The following is a 22517-nucleotide window of genomic DNA, read 5'->3' on the forward strand; positions in this document are numbered from 1 at the left end:
AAAAGAAAAAACCTAAATCGCAGTGGATTTAGGTTTTCAGTAATTTAGTTAGTTTGGTAGTTTTTTATTTTTTTATTTTTTTGCTTCGCCTTCTTTAGTTTCAGTTGCTGGTTTTGCATCTGTTTTAGGCTCTGCTTTATACTTATCGTTTAATTCTTTGATAATCGCTTTTGTGATATCATATTTATCTTCAGCATACAAAACTGTTGCGAGCATCTCCAGTTCCGTAGATGTAAGAGTAACCGTTTTTCTTTCCGTAATCTTTGATGAATTTTTTAACACCGCTAACAAGAGAATCCATTTCTACACCACTTTCTTGTTGTAATTGCTGTGCTAATTGTTGTTGAGCATAACCTAATTGTTGCTCTCTCTTTTGCAATTCAGCTCCTCTTTCTTGCGCCCAAGCTTGACCATTTGCCTGTGCTTGACTTTGAAAATTAGCGACGTCTTGTTTAAAACGTGAAATTTCAGCTTGTAATTGTCTTCCTTTTTCTTCCGCTTGAGCTTTGTATTTTGCCTCTAAATCTTTTGCTTCAGTGTACTCTTTCATCAAAACCGAAGTATCCACGTAAGCTGTTTTTACTTCCTTTACCTCTGCTGTTTTGTTACAAGAAACTGCGAAAACTGAAAGTGCGATAATAACTAATGCTTTTTTCATTTTTTTTAATTCTATTTTTTTTAAGTATTAAAGACAAAAATATAAAAAAATCAATAGCATCAGCATAAAGTTTAAAAAATGCGCAAATTTTATGATATTGTTTTTATTTATAGAAAAAATAATAACAATAAACCGACACTATTACAATTAAATTGATCTTTCTAGAATTGCTTTTAACCAAAAAAAGCCATATTATCCTTTTCGGGCAAAATAGCTTATTTTAGATTTTTTATCTTATTTATTTTTCAACACGTAAATGTGCGATGAAAATTCGTTTGTTTTATTTGCTTTCAAATTTGACTTTAAACCAATGAAAAAAGCTTTGATATAATTCATTTTTCCTGTTTTGTATTTCTCTGATAAAAGGCTCACATAAAACGAATCAAATTTCATTGGAAGTATTTTTTCTAATTTCATATCTACCTTTTCAAAAAGCGACTGAATCGATTTTTTAGAAAAATGCCAAAAGTGAATCGGCACATCATAAGCGGCCCAAAAAGTTTGATAATGATTTGCATCAAACGATTTGAAATTTGGAACCGCAATAATTAATGTTCCAGTTGGCTTTAACAATCGCTTTAATTCTTGGATCTGAAGTTCTAAATTTGGAACGTGTTCCAAGACGTGCCACATGGTAATCACGTCTAAGGAATTATTTTCTAAAAAGCTTGTATCTTCCACAAAAGAAATCCCTTTTTGCTGTGCAATATTTTTTGCTCTTTCGCTTGGTTCTACTCCAATTGTTTCCCAGCCGTTATTTTTTGCTGTCAACAAAAAATCCCCAGTTCCGGCACCAATGTCTAGAATTTTTCCTTTTTGAGGTTGTTGAGCATTAATCAGGTTTAATTTATTTTGAAGCGCAATATTTTTTACAAAATGATAGGCTTTTTCAAATAACGAACGTTTGTTGTCTGTATGTGAAATGTAATCTTCGCTTTCGTAATATTTTCCCAGATTATGAAGTTCTGGCTGTGGTGAAGTAATCAGCATATCTAATTCTTCATCATAATACAAATCAAAAATTTCTTTTGAAACAGAATGGTCTTTTACTGTAAGAAAGTGTTTTTTATTTAAAACGTCCATTTTTTAATTCTAGATATTTGGGTTTAATTTATAGCAAATCCTAAAAACGAAAATTTTTCATTTTTAGGATTTTATCTTTATTTGTTTTTTGTCCAGTTTATTTAACTGCATTAACTTTTTAATTTTTCAATTCTTTTTATCTTTCTAAACAGATATTCATTTAAACATAAAACTGCAATGGAGTTTACATTCGTCTCCATTTTTTCTTGATATCATTTCGTGATCTACAACCTATCGGTTTAGGAAATAATTGTTTTTAATTTCTTCTAATGAAAATAATTCCTAACCTCTTCCTTCAATTTTAAAATTCAACATAATTACAATCGAAATTTCAACTCACGAAAAAAGCATATGCCAACTTGAATTTCATTTCAGAATTAATCAATAAGTGACTTTTAATCTTTTATCGCACTTACGTACGATTCGAATTCCTGAATTGTTTCATCAAAAATTGAACTAGATATTGATTATTTCTCATTTGCACAATGTTTTTATTTCAAAAGATCATCTTCTTCCACAACCTTTATTGTTTACAGTCCACTTTTTTAATTAAAGGTTTCACGTGGAACAAAAAATATTTTAGATTTAGATTTTCTCTTCTTAAAAATACTGTAAAATCATAAATAGTTTCACGTGGAACAATTTAGTTTAAAGTCGCAATTTTCAGTCGCAGTAAAACTGCCCTCTAAAACTGCGCCTGTATACTCTTTATCTTCCCATGTAAATCAAAAGAACGGAAATATCACTTGGTGACACTCCGCTGATTCTAGAAGCTTGCGAAATTGTAACAGGACGAATCTTGCTCAATTTTTGTTTTGCTTCAATAGACATTGACTTAATTTTATTATAATCGAAATTTTCTGGGATTTTTACTTCTTCCAAACGATTTAGTTTATCCGCATTATTTCTTTCTTTTTCGATATAACCAGAATATTTAACTTGGATTACTGCCTGTTCAACAATTTCTTCATCCAAATCATTCTCTTGAATATATGATGATACCTTTTCAAATTTCACCATATCCTCCAATTCAACTTGCGGACGAGAAAAAATCTTAAACATTTTATCTCCCTGCGTTATTGGTGCAGATTCTTTCGCTTCCAAAATTGGATTTGTTTCCGCAATACTGACACTTGTTTCTTTAAAGAATGAAACCATCTTTTCAGATTCGTTTAGTTTACGTTCCATTCTACGAAGACGATCCTCAGAAGCTAAACCAATTTCATGCGACATTGGCGTTAATCTAAAATCGGCATTGTCTTGGCGCGACAAAGTTCTATACTCTGCTCTTGACGTAAACATACGATACGGTTCTTCCGTTCCTTTCGTAATCAAGTCATCAATCAAAACTCCAATATATGCTTCATCACGTTTTAAAATCAAAGGATCTTTTTCATGAACTTTTAAATGTGCATTTATTCCAGCCATCAAACCTTGAGAAGTCACTTCTTCATATCCTGTCGTTCCATTAATTTGTCCAGCAAAATATAAACCTTCAACCAACTTTGTTTCCAAAGTATGTTTCAATTGTGTTGGTGGGAAGAAATCATATTCGATTGCATAACCAGGTCTAAAGAATTTTACATTCTCAAAACCTGCTACAGAACGAAGCGCTTTAAATTGAATATCTTCAGGAAGTGAAGTTGAAAATCCGTTTACATAAACTTCACACGTATTCCATCCTTCCGGTTCTACAAATAATTGATGACGCTCTTTATCTGCAAAACGATTTATTTTATCTTCAATCGACGGACAATATCTTGGTCCTAAACTTTTGATTCTTCCGTTGAACATTGGAGAACGATCAAAACCTTCTCTCAAAATATCATGAACATCCAAAGACGTGTATGTCATGTGGCAAGAACGTTGATGCGTTAATGGAGCAGTGATATCTGAATAAGAAAATTTAGACGGCTTCGCGTCTCCTTTTTCTTCGTTCATTTTAGAATAATCTAAAGAACGTCCATCTACTCGAGGCGGCGTTCCCGTTTTCATCCTTCCTGCTTCAAAACCTGCTTTAATCAAATCTTCGGTGATTCCGGTTGCGAGCACTTTCTCCTGCTCTTCCTCCGCCGAATTGTTTTTCTCCTATATGAATTAAACCGTTCAAAAAAGTTCCGTTTGTCAAAACAACAGATTTGGAACGAATCTCCACACCAAGTGAAGTTCTAATTCCTTTTATCTTTCCGTTCTCGATAATCAGACCTTTTACCATTTCCTGATAAAAATCCAAATTTGGAGTTCCCTCCAACATCATTCTCCATTCTTCAGCAAAACGCATTCTGTCACTTTGAACTCTCGGAGACCACATTGCAGGTCCTTTCGATTTATTCAACATCTTAAACTGAATTGCTGTTTTATCAGAAACAATTCCAGAGTATCCACCAAGCGCATCAATTTCACGAACGATCTGTCCTTTTGCAATTCCACCCATGGCAGGATTACAAGACATTTGTGCAATATTCTGCAAACTCATTGTAACCAATAAAGTTTTTGATCCTAAATTTGCGGTAGCTGCCGCGACTTCAGAACCAGCATGGCCTGCACCAACCACAATAACATCGTATTCTTCTAAAAACATTTTGTTTTATTATTCTCCAAAAAAATCGCTAACGCGATGTTTTAGAATTAAATTTATTTTTCTTGTTCCACGTGGAACGGCGCTTACGCGCAATACTTAAATTTCAATATTCAAATTCCAATATAAAATCTAAAATTCTGATCTCAACTTAAAAACTTGTTCCACGTGGAACGGCGCTAAAGCGCAATATTTAAAATTTAAAAATTTAAAAATTTAAAAATTTAAAAAATTTCAAATTCAAATTCAAACCTTGATTTCACTTTTAAAAATCTGTTCCACGTGGAACATATAAAAAAAATACATAACGGCTAAAAATTAAAAACCCTTAAAAACTTATTTTATATGTTCCACGTGAAACACTTTAATACATTCTATTCAGAAAATCTTAAATCTAATTGTTCCACGTGAAACGTTTATAAAAAGATTTAAAATATAGCCGTGTTCCACGTGAAACAAAAAGAATTTTAAATTTTTAAATTTGATATTTAATCTACTGTTCCACGTGAAACATCTTCATTTTTTCTTCTTCTTTAGATCTCATTAATTGAGCATCATCTTCTGTTTTATCTTTGTATCCACAGTAATGAAGAATACCATGAGACAAAACTCTTTTGAGTTCTTCTGCAAAAGAAACATTGAAGTCTTTTGCGTTATCTGCAACACGTTCTACAGATACAAAAATATCGCCATTCAACTCGTTGCCAACAGTATAATCAAAACTGATAATATCTGTAAGTGTATCGTGGTCTAAATATTCCACATTTATTTTATGAAGATAATCATCATCACAAAATATATAATTGATCTCTCCCTCATTCTTGTTTTCAGAAACAATTACAGCACTAAGCCAGTCGCTAAAAGCCTGCTCGTCTCCTAATGTAAAATCAGTTTCGTAATTAAAATTTATCATTTTGTATTAAAGTATTCTTGAACTTTTTGATTAAAATTTGAGCGCAAAGGTAGTGATTGTCTGTTTAATATCTCTACACTGTTTAAATATTCCAATAATGAACTTGGCAATGCATTTGTTCTGTTGTTGAAATCAGCTTTATTAGATTCAGATTGTCTTTGTGTGTCTTGTCCTTGCTGTTGAACTGCATTGTTTAATTTCCATAACTCCTGCTGAATATTTAAGATGCGTTGTAAATTTTCATTTTTAAATCCCTTATTTAAAATCTGTTTTTCAGACTGTTTCATCTGATCTATTACAGACTTACCTTGAGAATCTAAACCTTTCTTTGCTAATTCTTTTTGCAGAGCTTCACGCAACTTAACTTGCTCTTTGTATATTTCCATTATAGCTTCTGCATCTCCCTCTCCATCTTCACCTTCTTTTCCATTCTTCTCTCCTTTTCCGCTTTTGCCATCTTTACCAGAAGAACCTTTATCACCACCTTTACCTTGTCCATCTTTTCCCTGCCCTTCTTTACCTTGACCACTTTGCCCTTGTCCAGATTTTCCATCTTGACCTTCTCCAGGTTTATCGCCAGGCTTTTGACCAGACTTCATTCCTTCTTTCATTTTATCAGCAAGTCCTTTTTGTTTCTGAATAATATCTGGCAATTGCATTCCTTGTCCATCTCCTGGTTTAGGTTTTCCAGTACCCGGTTTAGACATAGACATCTGCATATTATTCAATAAATCACTTAAGAAATCGGCTAGCTTATTTGCAGATGAAACAGCATATTGTTGATGTGAAACACCTCTTGGAATCTGAACATCAGTTAGTGTTTCTAAAGCCTTGTCCATATTATAATGCACGTTTCCAATTTCCTTAGTTACATCTTCTGCTACTTTAGGGTTACGAAGTGAAAGCGCAAACAAACTATCATCAACATGTCTGAACTGTTGTTTTAAATTCTGCTGAATTTTAATGTTTTTTGTAAAGGCAGAAGAACCTAATTTCATAGATTTAAACTGTTTCATTACATCTTCCTGTGATAAAGAATATGCCAAAAGGTTATCCAGAATCTGGCGAAGCATTGCTACATCTTCTTCCAATTGTTCCTGCTCTCCGCCTTCCATTTCGCTCTGCATTTCCTGAGCCATGCTTTTCATTTTCTTAGAAGCACTTTTCTGTTTTGGCTTAGCCGAAGAAGTATTCTTTTTACTCAATTCTTCAGTTGCTTTTTGAAGATCATTGTCAACATCTTTTTCTTTAGAAGCATCAGACGGAATATCTAATGGTGCTTTTAAAGTTTTATTTTCCTCTTTTAAATCCTTTAAATCTTCTTGAATTTTATCAAAAGATTTATTGATTTCATCCTGCTTCTCTTTTGTGTTTTCTTTCTCTTTGTTTGAAAGTTGTTCTTGCTGATCTGCTAATTTATTTAGTTTCTCGGCAACTTGTTCTGCTTTCTTTGAAACGTAAAAACGCTTGGTTAATTCTACCAATTGTTCTAAATTACGAGATTGGTTTTTACTAATTTGTTTGAACTTTTCCATCTTATCAAAAAGTTCTTCACTATTTAATTTATCGTTCAAGTTCTTCAATTCATCTAATAACTTTTGATTCTTTTCTAAATCTTTCTGAGCATTATCCAAACGCTTTTGTAAATCATCGGCCGTTTTATCTTTTTTATCCGACTTGAATTTATCTAAATTCTGATTCATTTTCTCAGAAAATTGTTTCATCATTTCGTCTTGTTGTTTCTGACGTTTGATAAAATCATTGATCTTCTGCTGATCTTTAAACTCTAAATTATCTTTTTCTTTGCCTGTATTTTGAAGCTTATCCATTTCTGAAATCTGCTTGTTTTGGTTCTTTAAAGATTTAGATAAACTATTAATATTTTGATTTTGCTGTTGTAATTCCTGATCCTGAATTTCATCAGTTGTAGCAACGCGATCTGAAAATACAGAAGACTTTGTACTTTTAAAATTATGTGGAGCATCATTATCAAAAACTTCAAAATAGTATTCGTATGAAACTCCTTCCACTACTGGAAGATTACTTGGAAAATTAAAAACAAACTGATCAAATACTCCTGCCTTTACAGGAATGTTTCCACGTTTAGCAGACTGTGGTTTGTTACGTTCGTAGTATACAATTTGAAGTTTCGAAAGTCCGTAATCGTCACCCAATCTTCCTAGAATATAATTCTTATCTAGCTTCAAACTATCTGGTGCAGGACCCACATTGATCGTTGGAAACTGATCCTTGATAACAGACAGCTGATAATCTAGTTTTTCGTAGTTTTTAACCTTGTTATTTGACGTAAGAATTTGATATTCTGTATTTTGACTAATATTTTTAGCTAATTTAAACTCATTTTCTACTTTATTAAATCTAAAAACTTCATTATCTCTTTTCCAAATAACTTCTTGAGTAGATTTAGTATTCATTCTCCATGTTACAGTTGTTCCTTCTGGTAAAATTGCATTACCTGTACCTTGAATTGTTTCCTGTTTTTTCTTTAGATAATAAGGAAAATTCAAAACCATTTCGAAGTTTGCAATAGATGGAACGGTGATCACTTTCAATTCATAATCTTCAGAAACTACCTTATTTCCTTCGAAAGAAAAACGAATATCTTCAACTGGTTTTTCTATTTTAAATTCAAACTTTCCAGCTTGAGGAGATTCCATAAAATAACTTTCGTCACCAATATGAATCATCACATTCTCTGGAACAACATTCCCAACCGATTCCATTTTGATAACGAAATCTTTATTCTGCTCTGCTTGTAAATTCGAATTCAGAACTACAAATTTAAATGGAGCCGGCGGTAAAAAAGCGGAATTGAAATGCACTACTCTATTCAAACTCTGAGAAATTATATTACTATTTCCAGAAATATAAAACACTGCAAAAAGTAAAATTGGAACTAAAGCTAAAGGCAGATACTTTTTATTGGCTTTAAAATTGATGGCATTTCCAAAAGGAATTGGTCGCAAAGAATTGGCTTTTTGTTCAATTGATGCCAAAACCAATTCTGAACTTTCAGCATTATTATCAGATGACAATTGTAAAAAGTTAGTCAGTTTATCACTTACCTCTGTAAAATGATTTCCAATAATTTTAGATGCCTGAGTATAATCTATTCCTTTCTGAAGTTTAAATAATTTAAACAACGGAAAAATAATTAAACGTACTAAAAGGAAAACTTCTACTGCAATAAATATCCAGAAAAGAAATGTTCTTCCTAGCGGTTTCAACCAAAGAAAGTATTCTATAAAAAGCGTAAATAAAAAATACAATAAACCAAAACCAGTAAAAAGAAGCAATCCTTTTATCAATTCGTTGGTATAATATTTCTTAATGAAAGCCTCCAGCTTCTGGTATATAGCAGATGTTGTTTTCAAAGTAAATCTGTTTTAATTATAACCTATAAAAGTAGTAATTATAATAATAAGTCTGAAAGCCAAAAGTCGAAAGTCAAAAGTTTAGCACACAGCTAAAAACCTTTCAGACTTTCGACTTTCGGCTTTTTGACTAATATCGTATCTTTGCAACAAAATTTTAAACAAATGTCAAAGCAAGTTCGTGTGCGTTTTGCACCAAGTCCAACTGGACCATTACATATTGGCGGCGTTCGTACTGCCCTATTTAATTATTTATTTGCCAAAAAACATAACGGTGTTTTTTATCTTCGAATTGAAGATACAGACCAAACGCGTTTTGTTCCAGGTGCAGAAGCTTACATTATGGAAGCTTTGGAATGGTTAGGAATTGCTCCTGAAGAAACAGTTGGAAAAAACGAAAAATTTGGTCCATACAGACAAAGCGAACGTAAAGAATTATATCAGCAATATGCAGATCAATTGATTAATTCTGGCTGGGCATATTATGCTTTTGATACTCCAGAATCTTTGGACGCTTTGAGAAAAGAACAAGAAGCAGAAGGAAAAACATTTATCTACAATCACAGCATTCGTGAAAAATTGGATACTTCGTTAGTAATTTCTGCTGATGAAGTTGCTAAAAGAATTGCAAATGGAGAACATTATGTGATTCGTTTTAAAACTCCGGTTGATGAAACTTTACACTTAAAAGATATCATTCGTGGTGATGTAAAATTTGAAACAAGTTTACTTGATGATAAAGTTTTATTTAAAAGTGACGGAATGCCAACGTATCATTTAGCCAATATTGTAGATGATCATTTGATGGAAACTTCACATGTTATTCGTGGTGAAGAATGGTTACCGTCTATGCCACTTCACGTTTTATTATACAAAGCATTTGGTTGGGAAGCTCCAGAATTTGCTCATTTACCTTTGATTTTAAAACCAGTTGGAAATGGAAAATTATCAAAAAGAGATGGAGATAAAATGGGATTCCCGGTATTTCCTTTAGAATGGAAAACGGAAGAAGGAGTTTCATCTGGATATAGAGAGAAAGGATTTTTTCCTGAAGCCGTTGTAAACTTCCTTGCTTTATTAGGATGGAACGATGGAACCGAAAAAGAAATATTTTCATTAGAAGAATTAGCAGAAGCTTTTGACTTAAATAGAGTTCATAAAGCTGGAGCTAAATTTGATCCAGAGAAAAATAAATGGTTTAATCACCAATACTTAATCAAACAAAATGATGCAGATTTAGCGAAAAGCTTCTCTCCTATTTTGATAGAAAAAGGTGTTGATGTTTCTAAATATGACGTTACAAGAATTGTTTCTTTGATTAAAGAAAGAGCTCATTTTGTTTCTGAATTTTGGGATTTAACTGATTTCTTTTTCCAGGCACCAACATCATATGATGAAAAAGCAAGCAAAAATTGGAAGGAAGAAACTCCGGCTTTAATGCAGGAATTGATTTCAACTCTTGAATATATTGAAGGTTTTGATTCTGCAAATATCGAAGCAATCGTAAAAGACTGGTTAACTAAAAATGAAATTGGAATGGGTAAAGTAATGCGGCCTTTCCGTTTAAGTTTGGTTGGAGCTCTTAAAGGTCCTCACCTATTTGACATTGTTGAAATTATTGGAAAAGAAGAAACTATTGCAAGAATTCAAAAAGCAATAACAACATTATAATATTTGATTATTGAGATATTAAGAGAATTTAGAAATAATTTCAAATTTAAACTAAACGCTAAGAAACATCTAATAAATGTTCTTAGCGTTTTTTTAATGTTTAAAAATTTTATTTTAGAAGAATTTTCGTAATTTACCGAATTCATAAACATAAACTATATCACCATGAGTACAGCATTTATTATCTTTTTAGTATTGGCATTCTTCATTTTCATGTCGTCTTTCTTTACTGTAAAACAGCAGAGTTCTGTAATTATCGAACGATTTGGAAAATTCCATAGCGTAAGAAATTCAGGATTACAACTTAAAATTCCGTTGGTTGATAGATTGGCCGGACGTGTAAATCTTAAAATTCAACAATTAGATGTTATCATCGAGACCAAAACTAGAGACAACGTTTTTATCAAAATGAAAGTTTCAGTTCAATTTAAAGTGATCCAGGAAAAAGTATACGAAGCATTTTATAAACTAGAGTATCCGCATGATCAAATTACTTCTTATGTATTTGACGTAGTTCGTGCCGAAGTTCCTAAATTAAAATTGGATGATGTTTTTGAAAGAAAAGATGATATTGCAGTTGCCGTAAAACGTGAATTGAACGAAGCAATGTCAACATACGGATACGATATCATCAATACTTTGGTTACCGATATTGATCCAGACATTCAGGTAAAAAATGCAATGAATAGAATCAACGCTGCCGACAGAGAAAAAACTGCTCGCAGAATTTGAAGCTGAAAGTTCAAGAATTAGAATTGTTGCAAAAGCAAAAGCTGAGGCAGAAAGTAAACGTTTACAAGGACAAGGTATTGCAGATCAACGTCGTGAAATTGCAAGAGGTCTTGTAGAAAGTGTTGAAGTTTTAAACAATGTTGGAATTAATTCGCAGGAAGCTTCTGCTTTAATTGTAGTTACACAACATTATGATACTTTACAAGCTATTGGAGCAGATACAAATTCTAACTTAATTTTGTCGCCAAACTCTCCACAAGCCGGAAGTGATATGCTTAACAATATGGTTGCTTCATTCTCTGCTTCAAACCAAGTTGGAGAAATGATGAAGAAAAATAATAAAAAGGTTGAAAAACCAAAACCAATTCAACCTCAATCTGGATATGAAGATGACATTCAACCAGATGTTCAACAATAATAAACTAAAAAGAGACTTAATTGCCTCTTTTTTTATTTGTAAACCAATTGATAACAAAAGGTATAATAGATTGTAAAATTTGCGGATAAGAATTTTTAAAGTAATCTGTGTACGAGGAAACAAATCCGCTTACAATATTTTGTGGTGTTATGCTTTCTTTTGTCCTCTGAAAACTTAAAACTAATCTCTGATAATTAATATCTTTTTCTAGTTTTAAGATTTCCAAATCTCTGTCGATTTCAGCATATGATGAGTATTTTTTCTTTTCCATAAGTCTTAATCGTTAAAAAATATTTCTGAAAATTTCTCTAAAATTGGTCCTTCAACCATTTTATCTTTTATAAAGAAAAGTAAAATTGTAAAGAAAAGATAAATCCCTCCTACTGCTAAGAATCCCAGTGCATTACTTTCGAACAATTCTCCAAAAGCATATGCTTGCACGCAAAAGATCCGAAAATTAAAACCATGGTAAAGCATAATAATATCAGCGTAAATTTAAAAATCAACGTTGTCGATTTCATTGCTACTTTAAAACCCCAAAGTTTATAGTAAGCCAAATGACTGTCTATGTAAACTTTAGTTTGATCTTGGATTTTTTCAGTATTCTCTTTTAATTCTTCAAAAGCCATAATTAGATTTTTTAAAATAAAAAAAGCACAAAACTGTCTTATAAAAATAAGCAAGTTATGTGCTTCTTATACAAATTAATAGATTTTATTTCTGAAGTTTAGCGTTTTGTGCTTTTAAATCAGCCAACTTAGATTCTAAAAAAGTAATCACTTCTTCTGTTTTATGACTTACATTTGAAAGTAAATCATTCAACGTTCCATCAAGATTATGTGTTGCGCTTGTGAATTTTTCACGAAGCACTTCAGAACTTGCTTCAAAAGAATCCTGCAAATTATGTTTTGCATCATCAATTCCTTCTTTAATTTTAGTTCGGGTTTTTGATCCTTTGTCTGGAGCAAATAAAATTCCGATTGTCGCTCCTACTGCGACACCAGCTAAAATTGTTGCAATTGTATTTGAATTATTTGACATAATATTCTTATTTAAGTGATTAATAAAGATACTTCTTTTTGAATTATAAATTGGTGACCAAAAGTTATTTACAAAAACTTAATACACATAAGAAACCGCTTCATACTTTCCATCACCTTTTTCAACGATACTCACAAAAGGATAACCGTTTGAAGCTGACTTAGTTTTGATTCTCATAGCAGTTTGATTCTGATTAGCAATTGGCGGTTCACCTTTCGTCCTTGTCGAGACACCTGTAAAACTAGTCTGCCTGCTTCAGTCCTATTGTCTTTTCTTGAGGCAGAACAGTAACCATTTTGTAATCGTCTTTTGAATCTACTATTATTTTATCAGAAACTTTCTGAGTTTGTTTGGTTTGCTTATTAGTAATTGATGAAACAGCGTGTTTGCTAATTTTTACTTCTTCAGAACTTCCGTTTAAAGAATAATAAACTAAACCATTTTCGTTTTTTATGAAATTAACATCAAGTTGTTCACCATTGTGTTTTGTAATTTGATGTGTTTGTGAAATTGCAACATTTGCAAATAACACGGCTAGCGTAAAATATAAAATTTTCATGATAATTAGATTTAAATTAAAAATGATCAGATTTGAAATTTTAAAACTAAAGCTTCACACAAATTCAACATTATGGAATTTTGTACATTATGACACAATTTGAAAAATACCTTTTACGCGAAATATTATCAAGATTACATCACAATAAAAATGAGAACATAAAATTGTCTTTACAAGAAATCAATTTTGAAAAGCTGATACTATAAAAATTACGAGTTTTTAAAAACACCAGATTTCATTTTAGTTTCTTTAACGGCAAATTTTAATTTTTATAAAAATCATTTCTGACTTTTACTTATTAAGTTAAAAATAGCAACTTTATAAACAATTGTATGTTAACAACCCGTTAAACTGATAAAAATAACAGCTAAAACTAAAATAAAGATCATATATAAACAATAATTTAAAAAATGAGTTACATATCGACTTCATTAAAAAACAGCTTTAAAATTAATTTATTACAGTTATTTTTAATATATAAAAACTATTAAAATTTAATAAATTATAAATTATATTAATTATTATAACAATTTATAATAATAGATTTTTTAATCAAATTAATTTATATACGGAAATTGGTAATTTTAAGGAAAGAAATTGAAATAAGTTGCGATTCTTTTTTTTAAATCAGAATTATTGAAATGAAAGAATTTTAAAATAATTATGACTGTTATTTTTAATTGTTAAAATTTATATATAATTAAAAATAATCAATTTTATAAATAATTCATATAAACTATAAATAATAAAATTATAATAGATTAAAATTATATTAACATTTTCTAATCGAAATTATTGCTTAAATTTTATTTAAAAATTTCGTCGGAGAAAAAACTAAATCAAAATCTTAAAAATGGAGTAAAAAAGGAATAAAATTGAAATAAAGACTTCTATTAAACGAATTTTACAAATAAGATTAACGAGGTGGAAGAATTAAAAAAATGCTTTAAAATTAATTTATTAAAGCTGATTTTAATTTATAAAATCTATAAAAAATTAATTTTTAATAAATTTTAGATATAATAAAAAAGCGCTTTTAAAAAGCGCTTTTCCATAGATTTTAATTATTTTACTTCTTTACCATTTCGGCAAGAATTTCATTTTCTCTCTCCGATGCATTTTTTGGAGGATTTGAATATAATTTCAAAATTTCATCATCATATTGATTTTTGAAACTTACTTCTTCAATATCTCTCAAATTTAAAAGTGCTTTTGATCTAACATAAGTTGATTCACTTTTCAAGGACATTGAATATAATTTTTTAACATCTTCCTCTTCAAAATCAGTTGATTTCCAAGTTGAATATTTCAAAATAAATTGAGCAAATAACAATGAAGCCTTATTATTATTGATATTTTTCTTTAATGAATTCTGTAAAAGTGAAAAACTAGTAACATTTTTAATGCTCTCCCCTATTGCACTTTCAATTGCAATACGTTCTGGTTTACTTTCAACTTTAAAATATTTGTTGATTTCCTTTAAAGAATTATTAATGCTGTTTTCTTCTTTTTTACCCTTTTCTTCCCAAGCATCTTTTAATCCAACAGTTTTGTTAAATACTAATTTTGAAGCACTTGAGTCTTTATCAACAGTAAAATAACCCAAACGTTGAAACTGAAATTTATCTTCATTTTGAGCTGTTGATAAACTTGGTTCCACAAATCCAGTTACAATTTCTAAAGAATTTGGATTAACAAAATCTAAGAAATTTTTGTCTTTATAACTGTCTGGAGCTTCATCTGTAAATAAACGATCATACAAACGAACTTCAGCTTCAACTGCATGTGAAATAGAAACCCAATGTAAGGTTCCAGATACTTTCCTTTGGCTTGCTTCTGTCCCGCTTCCGCTTAACGAATCAGTATCATAAGTCACATGAATTTCTGTAATATTACCTTCAGCATCTTTTATAACGCTTTCACCTTTAATTATATAGGCATTTTTAAGACGAACTTCTTTTCCTAAAGTTAAACGGAAAAATTTAGCCGGAGCTTCTTCTAAAAAGTCTTCTCTTTCGATGTATAATTCACGAGAAAATGGCACTTTTCTGAAACCAGCATTTTCATCTTCCTGGTTATTTTCAGCTTCTAACCACTCCTCTTTTCCTTCAGGATAATTTGTAATTACCAATTTTACCGGATCTAAAACAGCCATTACACGAGGTGCAATTTTGTTCAAATCTTCACGAATACAAAACTCTAAAACCGATACATTTATTAAATTATCACGTTTTGCAATACCAATTGTATTGGCAAAATTACGTAAAGATGCGACTGTATAACCACGTCTTCTTAACCCCGAAATTGTTGACATTCTTGGATCATCCCAACCGTTAACATGCTTTTCCTTAACTAGTTGCTGTAATTTTCTTTTACTAACAACGGTATGTGAAAGGTTACGTCTTGCAAATTCTCTCTGCTTTGGACGTAATCTATTTTCATCTAAAATCTGATCTAAAAACCAATCGTATAATTCTCTATGAGGCAAAAATTCTAGCGTACAAAATGAGTGTGAGATTTCTTCTAAATAATCACTTTGTCCGTGTGCCCAATCATACATTGGATAAATTTTCCAATCATCTCCAGTTCTATGATGATGCCTGTGCAAAATTCTATACATGATAGGATCACGCATCAGCATATTGGTTGATTTCATGTCAATTTTTGCGCGAAGAATATGAGTTCCAGCCTCAAATTCACCGTTTCTCATTCTTTCGAATAAATCTAAATTTTCTTCTACAGAACGGTTTCTGAATGGACTATCAGTCCCTACAGTTGATGGAGTCCCTTTTTGAATCGCCATATCTTCAGAAGATTGACTATCAACATACGCTTTATCTTTTTTAATTAATAAAACTGCCCAATCATACAATTGTTGAAAATAATCTGATGCATAACGCTCTTCGGCCCATTTGTAACCCAACCATTCTACATCTTTTTTAATCGCATCAACAAATTCCTGCTCTTCTTTTTCTGGATTGGTATCGTCAAAACGTAAATTTACAGGTGACTGATAATCAATTCCTAAACCAAAATTTAAAGCAATAGAACTAGCGTGTCCAATGTGTAAATAACCGTTTGGTTCTGGTGGAAAACGAAAATGAAGTTTAGTTTGTGAAAGACCTGATTTCAAATCTTCCTCTATGATTTGTTCAATAAAATTGAGTGATTTCTCTTCTGATGCCATTATTTTATAGTAATTTTAGCAAAGATAAAAAAAGGTTTCAGGTTTCAGGTTTAAAGTTACTTAACTGGCGTTAAACGTGAAACTTTAAACGTGAAACTAAATTATTAGTATTTTTGTATAAATTTTAAAAGTTATGAGACAATTAACCGTTACAATTCCAGACGATTTTTACGAAACTTTTATTAGCTTTTTTAAACATGTTCCAGATGTTTCTATCAATGAAAACATAGAGAATGAAGTTCCGCAATGGCAACAGGAAATGGTTTTAGAACGTATAAAAAACGCTAAGCCAGAAGATTATATTACTTGGGATGATTTTGAAAAGGAAATGGATAAGAAATGGCTGTAGACAATTTTAAACTTCAAATTCTTTCACGAGCTAAACTTGAAGTTGATGAAGCTCGCCGATTATTATGAATCTAAAAGTAAAGGATTAGGAAAATTATTCTATTTAGAATTTAAAAGTTACCGTAAAACATTAGAAAATATTCCTTTTTTTGAAGAAAAGTATAATACTGTTAGAACCTTACCCTTAAAGAAATTTCCTTAAACTATTCATTTTAAAGTTGATGAAAACAAGAAAACTGTTTTCATACTAGCTTTAACATCAAATTACCAAGATCCAAATACTACAAGAATAAAATAATAAAAATGGGAGTTATAAAACTAAAAAACATTCGCACTTTTTCCTACCATGGATGTTTAATTGAAGAAGGAAAAATAGGATCTGACTACACTGTCGATCTAAAAATTAAAACCAATTTACAGAAATCTGCAGAAACTGATCATCTTTTAGACACTGTTGATTACGTTCATTTGAACAAAATTGTTACCGAAGAAATGGCAATTCGTTCGCATTTATTAGAGCATGTAGCCAAAAGAATCAATATTCGAGTGCTTGCAGAGATTAAAATGGTAGAAAAAACTACAGTTTGGGTTTCTAAAATAAATCCTCCTATTGGCGGTGATGTTGAATCAGTTACCATAAAATTGACGGAAACTAGAAAGTAATTTTTCTAATTAAAAACTTAAAATTTTAAAATAGTTACTTTGAAACTTTTGAAATTTAAAGATTTTAGTTACTTTTGCCATCCGTTCAAGCAATGGCGTCGTGGCCGAGCGGCTAGGCTGGGCTCTGCAAAAGCTCCTACTCCGGTTCGAATCCGGACGATGCCTCAAAACCTTCAAAGCAATTTGAAGGTTTTTTTATGTTTAATTTTTAGAAAAAATTAATTAAATATATCGGTTCGAATCCAAACGATGTCACAAAACTTCAAGGAAACTTAGAGTTTTTTTTATGTTTAATTTTTAGAAAAAATTAATTAAATATATCGGTTCGAATCCAAACGATGTCACAAAACTTCAAGGAAACTTACAGTTTTTTTTATGTTTAATTTTTTATAAAAAATTAATTAAAATATATCGGTTCGAATCCGAACCATGCCTCAAAACTTCAAGGAAACTTACAGTTTTTTTTATGTTTAATTTTTTATAAAAAATTAATTAAAATATATCGGTTCGAATCCAGGCGATGCCCCAAAACCTTCAAGAAAACTTAGAGGTTTTTTTTTGTCTAATTTTAGAAAAAATTAATTAAAATATATCGGTTAGAATCCAGACGATGCCTCAAAACCTTCAAAGCAATATGAAGGTTTTTTTATGTTTAATTTTTAGAAAAAATTAGATAAAGATGACCTTCGAATCCAGACGATAACTCAAACCTTTAAATTGCCTTGAAAGTTTTGTTATTTTTAATTTTTCCACAATCTTGTCATTCTGAGGAACGAAGAATCACACTAGGAATTCTGCAAAGAGAATCGCCAATATTTGTCGAGTTTCGAGTGTGATTCTTCGTTCCTCCTTTAGATTTGTTTTTTGAAATTTGATTAGATTTATGATTGAGAAAGGAAGCAAAAGTAAACTATTCGTCCTCCGAGTTTATAACTCATATTCTGATTAAGACTTTCGCTTCCTCTTCAGAATCACAAACTGGATTCAACTTTGTCAAAGTTTGAAAATTTGACAAAGTTCTAAACTAACAGTTATAAACACAAAAAAGCCTCTGAAATACAGAGGCTTAATTTTATATTTTTGAGTTATTAACAACTACTTTTCTATCTTCTCAAAAGCATTTCGAACCATTTCTTTTTCTTTTGGAAACCAGCCTTGAGTGATTAAAGCTACTCCAAAAACCATTAAAACAATACTAATTCCTTTCTTAATTTTTAGGATGTTAGTTGGTGTCATTTTAGATTTTAATTGTTTGGCTAATACTATTTTAAGGCAGTCAACCAATAAATAAGTGATAATTACAGCGGTAAAAAAAGTAATCATTCTTGAATTCTGCATTTCTAATTTTGGTCCGATTGAAATAATAACGGCTAACCAAAATCCTAAAACACCGATGTTAATAACGTTGAGTAAAAAACCTTTTATGAATAAACTTCCGTAATTTCTTTTTATAATATCACGATCGATTTCTTCTTCATCAATTTTTTCGTCATTTTTCAATCTTACGAAAGAAATAATACCATAAGCCAGCATGATAATTCCACCAAAAATAAATAGTGCGGGTTTATCTTTTAAACTGGAAATCAATCTATAACTTCCTAAATAAGCAATTGCTATAAAAAAGATATCACCTAGAACTACGCCAAAATCAAAGACAATTGCGGCTCTGAATCCTTTTGTAATGCTGGTTTCTAATAGTATAAAAAATACCGGACCTACCATAAAGCTTAGAAAAAGTCCCCATGGCAGTCCAGCCAGAATATCATTTATCATCAAAATACTAGTTGTTATTTTACTTCTTCGATTTTACCACCAAAAACTGTTTTTTGATTTATCTGCTTTGGTTTCCCATAAATGTAAATAGAGCCTCCTGCGCTTACTTTTGCATCAACTAAGGTCGAAGCATTCACATCTGCTTTTCCGCCCGCAGAAACGCTTACTTTCGTTTGAGAGGTTAATAATTTACTTCCAAGGAAATAACCGCCGGCTCCTAAACCTGCATCAAGGTTATCAGCTTTACCAGTTGCAGTGATTTCTCCACCAGAAACTGAACTCACTTTTAGCTTATCAACATCCAAATCTACGTTGATTTTTCCACCTTCTTGTGCGCTTACTTTAAATGAAGTTGCTTTCAGTGTTTCCTTGCTTGTAACTTCTGCACCTTCATTTACATCGATTAATTCAATGCGTTTGTAATACAAAGTTACATCAAGATCGTTTCCTGAAAGAAGTTTTGGAAAAGGCATTCTTATTTTTTAAAATACCATTTTTATTAACAGCTTCTAATTCTGCTTCTCTTGCTCCTTTTATAACAATTTTATTTTCAGATGACTGAACTAATTTTACACTTAATTTATCGTAAACCTTAACGCTGTCAAAATCTCCTAATTCTTTGGTAACTTGGCCAAAAGACATTTGTACAAATAAAATTGTTGCTCCAATTATTAGCTTTCTCATACTTTTATTTTTTTTAATTAATAATTATTCTGCTCTTCGTAAAAAATGAAAATCAAGTTGTTTTTTCACTAAATCGGCATTTTTTACTTTAACATAAATTTCGTCTCCCAATTGCAAAATGCTGTTTGAAGTTGCTCCAACCAATGCATATTGTTTTTCATCAAAAGTATAGTAATCATCTTTTATTTCTCTGATTCTTACCATTCCTTCGCATTTATTAGAAACGATTTCAACATAAATTCCCCATTCGGTAACACCAGAAATAACGCCAAGAAATTCTTCGTCTTGGTGATCCTGCATGTATTTAACCTGCATGTATTTAATACTATCACGTTCCGCATTAGTTGCTAAACTTTCCATGTTTGAACAATGCAGACATTTTGTTTCATAAGTTTCTTCGTCTACAGAAGCTCCGTTATCTAAGTAATACTGTAACAAACGGTGTACCATAACGTCTGGATAACGACGAATTGGCGATGTAAAATGGCTGTAATAATCAAAAGCTAATCCGTAATGGCCAATATTCTCTGTCGAATACTTGGCTTTACTCATACTTCTAATCGCAAGAGTATCAATTAAATTTTGCTCTTTTTTACCGTTTACTTCTTCCATCAAAGCATTCAATGATTTTGAAATATCGCCTTTATTTCTAAAGTCTATTTTATAGCCAAATTTAGCAATTACGGTTTGCATCGCAATTAATTTGTCTTCGTTTGGTTCGTCGTGAATTCTGTAAACAAATGTTTTCTTTTGTTTTCCAATATATTCTGCAACTTTTCTGTTGGCCAAAAGCATGAATTCTTCAATCAAATGATTGGCATCTTTTGAAACTTTGAAGTACACACCTTCTGGTTCACCTTCTGCATCCAGATTAAATTTAACTTCGACTTTATCAAAAGAAATAGCACCATTCTGCATTCTTTTCTTTCTTAAAATCTTCGCTAATTCATCCAGTTTTAAAGTAGCTTCGGTAATTTCATCTGAAACAACATAAGATTCACCTGTAATTGAAACATCAACCGGAATTGTATTGTCTTTTGTTTCAATGATATATTGTGCTTCTTCGTAAGCAAAACGCTGATCTGAATAAATTACAGTTCTTCCAAACCATTGGTTAATTACCTGCGCAGTTGGAGAAACTTCAAATACTGCAGAGAAGGTATATTTCTCTTCATTTGGACGTAACGAACACGCAAAATTAGATAAAACTTCCGGAAGCATTGGCACTACTCTATCGACCAAATAAACCGAAGTGGCGCGTTGATAAGCCTCATCATCCAGGATTGTTCCTTCTTCTAAATAATACGAAACATCGGCAATGTGAATTCCGATTTCGAAGTTTCCATTTTCTAATTTTTTGAAAGACAACGCATCATCAAAATCTTTTGCATCTTTTGGATCTATCGTAAACGTAAGGGTATCACGCATATCACGACGTTTTGCAATTTCAGATTCCTGAATTGAAGTATCTATTTTTTGTGCAAAAACCTCTACTTCTACCGGAAAATCTGCAGGAAGTCCGTATTCAGCTAAAATAGCATGAATCTCGGTATTGTGTTCGCCAGGTTTTCCTAAAACTTTAATGACAGATCCAAACGGACTATCAGCTCTTTTTGGCCAGTCTTCAATCTTTACCAAAACTACATCACCATTTTCTGCTTCTCCAATTTTATCTTTTGGAATAAAAATATCGGTATACATTTTAGGATTTGCAGTCGAAACAAAAGCAAAATTTGGTCGCATATCAATTACACCAACAAATTCTGTTTTATCTCTTTCGACAACTTCAATTACTTCACCTTCAGGTCTTTTTCCTTTTCTTCTGTTATAAACGTAAACTTTTACTTTGTCTTTGTCTAATGCACGATTCAAATTATTGGTCGGAATAAAAACATCTTCTGCAAAATCTGGACAAATAAAATAAGCAGTTTTTCTGCTCGTCATATCTATTGTTCCTTCGTAGTAATCCTGACTTTCGGCTTTTACTAGATATTTTCCAGGTTCTGATTCTATAATTTTATTTTGCGAAGCTAGAATCTTTAATTCCTTAATAATTTGATTTCTACTATTAGTATCATCAAGTTCAAGCTTTGCTCCTATCTGTTTATAATTGAATGGTTTATTAGCATTTTGCGATAAAATCTTTATTATTTTTCCAGAGAAATCTTTCTCTTTTTTTATCGGCTTTCTAATTTTCTTACTCATATATCTTTTCTTATAAGGTTTAAAATTACAAATAAGAAATCAGATAATACTTTTTAACAAATAGAATTATTAAAAATATAACTTTTCGTACATTTACAAAAACACCTCATATGGAAAGCTTTAAGACGATCGCCGTATTCAATTATCAGCACGAAACAGTGGTTCTCAAACACTTACTCGAACAAGAAGAAATTCCATATTTTTTTGAAAACGAAATGACACTTTCTGTTGTTCCAATGTACTCCAGCCGCATTGGGCGGCATCAAACTCAAAGTTCATCCAAACGATTTTGAACAAGTTCAGGAAATTTTGGACAGACTAAACAATCCTCTCAAAATCGTTTAAACAGATTCTTTTTTCAAACTAAAATTCAATTTTTTTCTTTTTAAACTTTTTTAGTTTTCAACATATATTAAATACAACAAAAAAGATTTTTAAAAATTTAAAAAAATTTGTTGGTTATTATAGTGTGTTAATATGTCGAATAAATTTATTTTTAAAAGTATTGAAATGAAGTTTCTCTTAGTTATATAGAGTTATCAACATACTTATATGGAGCTAAAAGATTAATTTATAAGTCTTTTTGCATTTTAATTAACAACGGTTGAC

The 22517-nt window shown here is 31.0% G+C and carries 13 protein-coding genes, 1 tRNA gene and 6 pseudogenes; 7 read left to right on the forward strand and 13 right to left on the reverse strand.

Going from position 1 to position 22517, the window contains the following annotated elements; translation table 11 throughout:
- Window positions 1–72: 72 nt before the first annotated feature.
- From ACZZ95_RS05300 to ACZZ95_RS05320, 5 genes and pseudogenes are all read right to left on the reverse strand, one after another.
- A pseudogene (locus ACZZ95_RS05300) lies at window positions 73–658 on the reverse strand (OmpH/Skp family outer membrane protein).
- Window positions 659–892: 234 nt separating this feature from the next.
- Window positions 893–1741 (reverse strand): class I SAM-dependent methyltransferase, encoded by an 849-nt coding sequence (locus ACZZ95_RS05305; protein WP_463468298.1) that lies wholly within the window; start codon window positions 1739–1741, stop codon window positions 893–895.
- A 708-nt stretch (window positions 1742–2449) separates the two neighbouring features.
- Window positions 2450–4322, reverse strand: a pseudogene (gene mnmG / locus ACZZ95_RS05310) (tRNA uridine-5-carboxymethylaminomethyl(34) synthesis enzyme MnmG).
- 490 nt (window positions 4323–4812) lie between these two features.
- Complete coding sequence (ybeY, locus tag ACZZ95_RS05315; RefSeq protein WP_463468299.1) at window positions 4813–5232, reverse strand: rRNA maturation RNase YbeY; 420 nt, start codon at window positions 5230–5232, stop codon at window positions 4813–4815.
- Entirely contained in the window at window positions 5229–8627 is a 3399-nt protein-coding gene (locus tag ACZZ95_RS05320) for a coiled-coil domain-containing protein (RefSeq protein WP_463468300.1), read from the reverse strand. The genes ybeY and ACZZ95_RS05320 overlap by 4 nt, the downstream gene beginning before the upstream one ends.
- Window positions 8628–8792: 165 nt before the next feature.
- On the opposite strand from ACZZ95_RS05320, the gene gltX reads away from it, so the two are divergent.
- Entirely contained in the window at window positions 8793–10298 is a 1506-nt protein-coding gene (gene gltX / locus ACZZ95_RS05325) for a glutamate--tRNA ligase (protein ID WP_463468301.1), read from the forward strand.
- A 165-nt stretch (window positions 10299–10463) separates the two neighbouring features.
- Window positions 10464–11448: pseudogene (locus ACZZ95_RS05330) on the forward strand (SPFH domain-containing protein).
- Between the two features lie 16 nt (window positions 11449–11464).
- Here ACZZ95_RS05330 and ACZZ95_RS05335 read toward each other — a convergent pair.
- The 5 genes and pseudogenes from ACZZ95_RS05335 to ACZZ95_RS05355 all read right to left on the reverse strand — a co-directional run bounded on the left by ACZZ95_RS05335 (window position 11465) and on the right by ACZZ95_RS05355 (window position 16235).
- Window positions 11465–11719, reverse strand: a complete 255-nt coding sequence (locus ACZZ95_RS05335; RefSeq protein WP_463468302.1) for a DUF6327 family protein — start codon at window positions 11717–11719, stop codon at window positions 11465–11467.
- Between the two features lie 5 nt (window positions 11720–11724).
- Window positions 11725–12077, reverse strand: a pseudogene (locus ACZZ95_RS05340) (competence protein).
- 85 nt (window positions 12078–12162) lie between these two features.
- Window positions 12163–12489, reverse strand: a complete 327-nt coding sequence (locus ACZZ95_RS05345) for a YtxH domain-containing protein (RefSeq protein ID WP_463468303.1) — start codon at window positions 12487–12489, stop codon at window positions 12163–12165.
- 241 nt (window positions 12490–12730) lie between these two features.
- Entirely contained in the window at window positions 12731–13048 is a 318-nt protein-coding gene (locus ACZZ95_RS05350; RefSeq protein WP_463468304.1) for a hypothetical protein, read from the reverse strand.
- Window positions 13049–14117: 1069 nt separating this feature from the next.
- Window positions 14118–16235, reverse strand: a complete 2118-nt coding sequence (locus ACZZ95_RS05355) for a glutamine--tRNA ligase/YqeY domain fusion protein (protein ID WP_463468305.1) — start codon at window positions 16233–16235, stop codon at window positions 14118–14120.
- Between the two features lie 133 nt (window positions 16236–16368).
- Between ACZZ95_RS05355 and ACZZ95_RS05360 the strand changes: the two genes are divergently transcribed.
- The 4 genes from ACZZ95_RS05360 to ACZZ95_RS05375 all read left to right on the forward strand — a co-directional run bounded on the left by ACZZ95_RS05360 (window position 16369) and on the right by ACZZ95_RS05375 (window position 17411).
- Window positions 16369–16584 (forward strand): hypothetical protein, encoded by a 216-nt coding sequence (locus tag ACZZ95_RS05360; protein ID WP_463468306.1) that lies wholly within the window; start codon window positions 16369–16371, stop codon window positions 16582–16584.
- Window positions 16585–16629: 45 nt separating this feature from the next.
- Window positions 16630–16785 (forward strand): hypothetical protein, encoded by a 156-nt coding sequence (locus tag ACZZ95_RS05365; RefSeq protein WP_463468307.1) that lies wholly within the window; start codon window positions 16630–16632, stop codon window positions 16783–16785.
- Between the two features lie 101 nt (window positions 16786–16886).
- Window positions 16887–17246 carry a dihydroneopterin aldolase gene (gene folB / locus ACZZ95_RS05370; protein WP_463468308.1) on the forward strand — a complete coding sequence of 120 codons (360 nt, stop codon included), beginning with the start codon at window positions 16887–16889 and terminating at the stop codon, window positions 17244–17246.
- Between the two features lie 94 nt (window positions 17247–17340).
- Window positions 17341–17411 (forward strand) — tRNA-Cys (locus ACZZ95_RS05375).
- 930 nt (window positions 17412–18341) lie between these two features.
- On the opposite strand, the gene ACZZ95_RS05380 is transcribed toward ACZZ95_RS05375, so the two are convergent.
- From ACZZ95_RS05380 to rnr, 3 genes and pseudogenes are all read right to left on the reverse strand, one after another.
- The gene (locus ACZZ95_RS05380; RefSeq protein ID WP_463468309.1) at window positions 18342–19019 is read right to left on the reverse strand and encodes a LysE family translocator; all 678 of its coding nucleotides are present in this window, start codon (window positions 19017–19019) and stop codon (window positions 18342–18344) included.
- Window positions 19020–19033: 14 nt separating this feature from the next.
- Window positions 19034–19703, reverse strand: a pseudogene (locus tag ACZZ95_RS05385) (head GIN domain-containing protein).
- 24 nt (window positions 19704–19727) lie between these two features.
- Window positions 19728–21908 (reverse strand): ribonuclease R, encoded by a 2181-nt coding sequence (gene rnr / locus ACZZ95_RS05390; RefSeq protein WP_463468310.1) that lies wholly within the window; start codon window positions 21906–21908, stop codon window positions 19728–19730.
- Between the two features lie 110 nt (window positions 21909–22018).
- Here rnr and ACZZ95_RS05395 point away from each other — a divergent pair.
- A pseudogene (locus ACZZ95_RS05395) lies at window positions 22019–22253 on the forward strand (putative signal transducing protein).
- Window positions 22254–22517: the final 264 nt, after the last annotated feature.

Source organism: Flavobacterium sp. AC267, from assembly GCF_979258715.1.

Excerpts from the sequence above, each read along its gene's own strand:
- gltX (WP_463468301.1), top strand. The coding sequence starts at position 8,793 with ATGTCAAAGCAAGTTCGTGTGCGTTTTGCACCAAGTCCAACTGGACCA.
- rnr (WP_463468310.1), bottom strand. The coding sequence starts at position 21,908 with ATGAGTAAGAAAATTAGAAAGCCGATAAAAAAAGAGAAAGATTTCTCT.
- folB (WP_463468308.1), top strand. The coding sequence starts at position 16,887 with ATGGGAGTTATAAAACTAAAAAACATTCGCACTTTTTCCTACCATGGA.
- ACZZ95_RS05360 (WP_463468306.1), top strand. The coding sequence starts at position 16,369 with ATGAGACAATTAACCGTTACAATTCCAGACGATTTTTACGAAACTTTT.
- ACZZ95_RS05365 (WP_463468307.1), top strand. The coding sequence starts at position 16,630 with ATGAAGCTCGCCGATTATTATGAATCTAAAAGTAAAGGATTAGGAAAA.
- ACZZ95_RS05335 (WP_463468302.1), bottom strand. The coding sequence starts at position 11,719 with ATGGAAAAGAAAAAATACTCATCATATGCTGAAATCGACAGAGATTTG.
- ACZZ95_RS05345 (WP_463468303.1), bottom strand. The coding sequence starts at position 12,489 with ATGTCAAATAATTCAAATACAATTGCAACAATTTTAGCTGGTGTCGCA.
- ACZZ95_RS05305 (WP_463468298.1), bottom strand. The coding sequence starts at position 1,741 with ATGGACGTTTTAAATAAAAAACACTTTCTTACAGTAAAAGACCATTCT.
- ACZZ95_RS05355 (WP_463468305.1), bottom strand. The coding sequence starts at position 16,235 with ATGGCATCAGAAGAGAAATCACTCAATTTTATTGAACAAATCATAGAG.
- ybeY (WP_463468299.1), bottom strand. The coding sequence starts at position 5,232 with ATGATAAATTTTAATTACGAAACTGATTTTACATTAGGAGACGAGCAG.
- ACZZ95_RS05350 (WP_463468304.1), bottom strand. The coding sequence starts at position 13,048 with ATGAAAATTTTATATTTTACGCTAGCCGTGTTATTTGCAAATGTTGCA.
- ACZZ95_RS05380 (WP_463468309.1), bottom strand. The coding sequence starts at position 19,019 with ATGATAAATGATATTCTGGCTGGACTGCCATGGGGACTTTTTCTAAGC.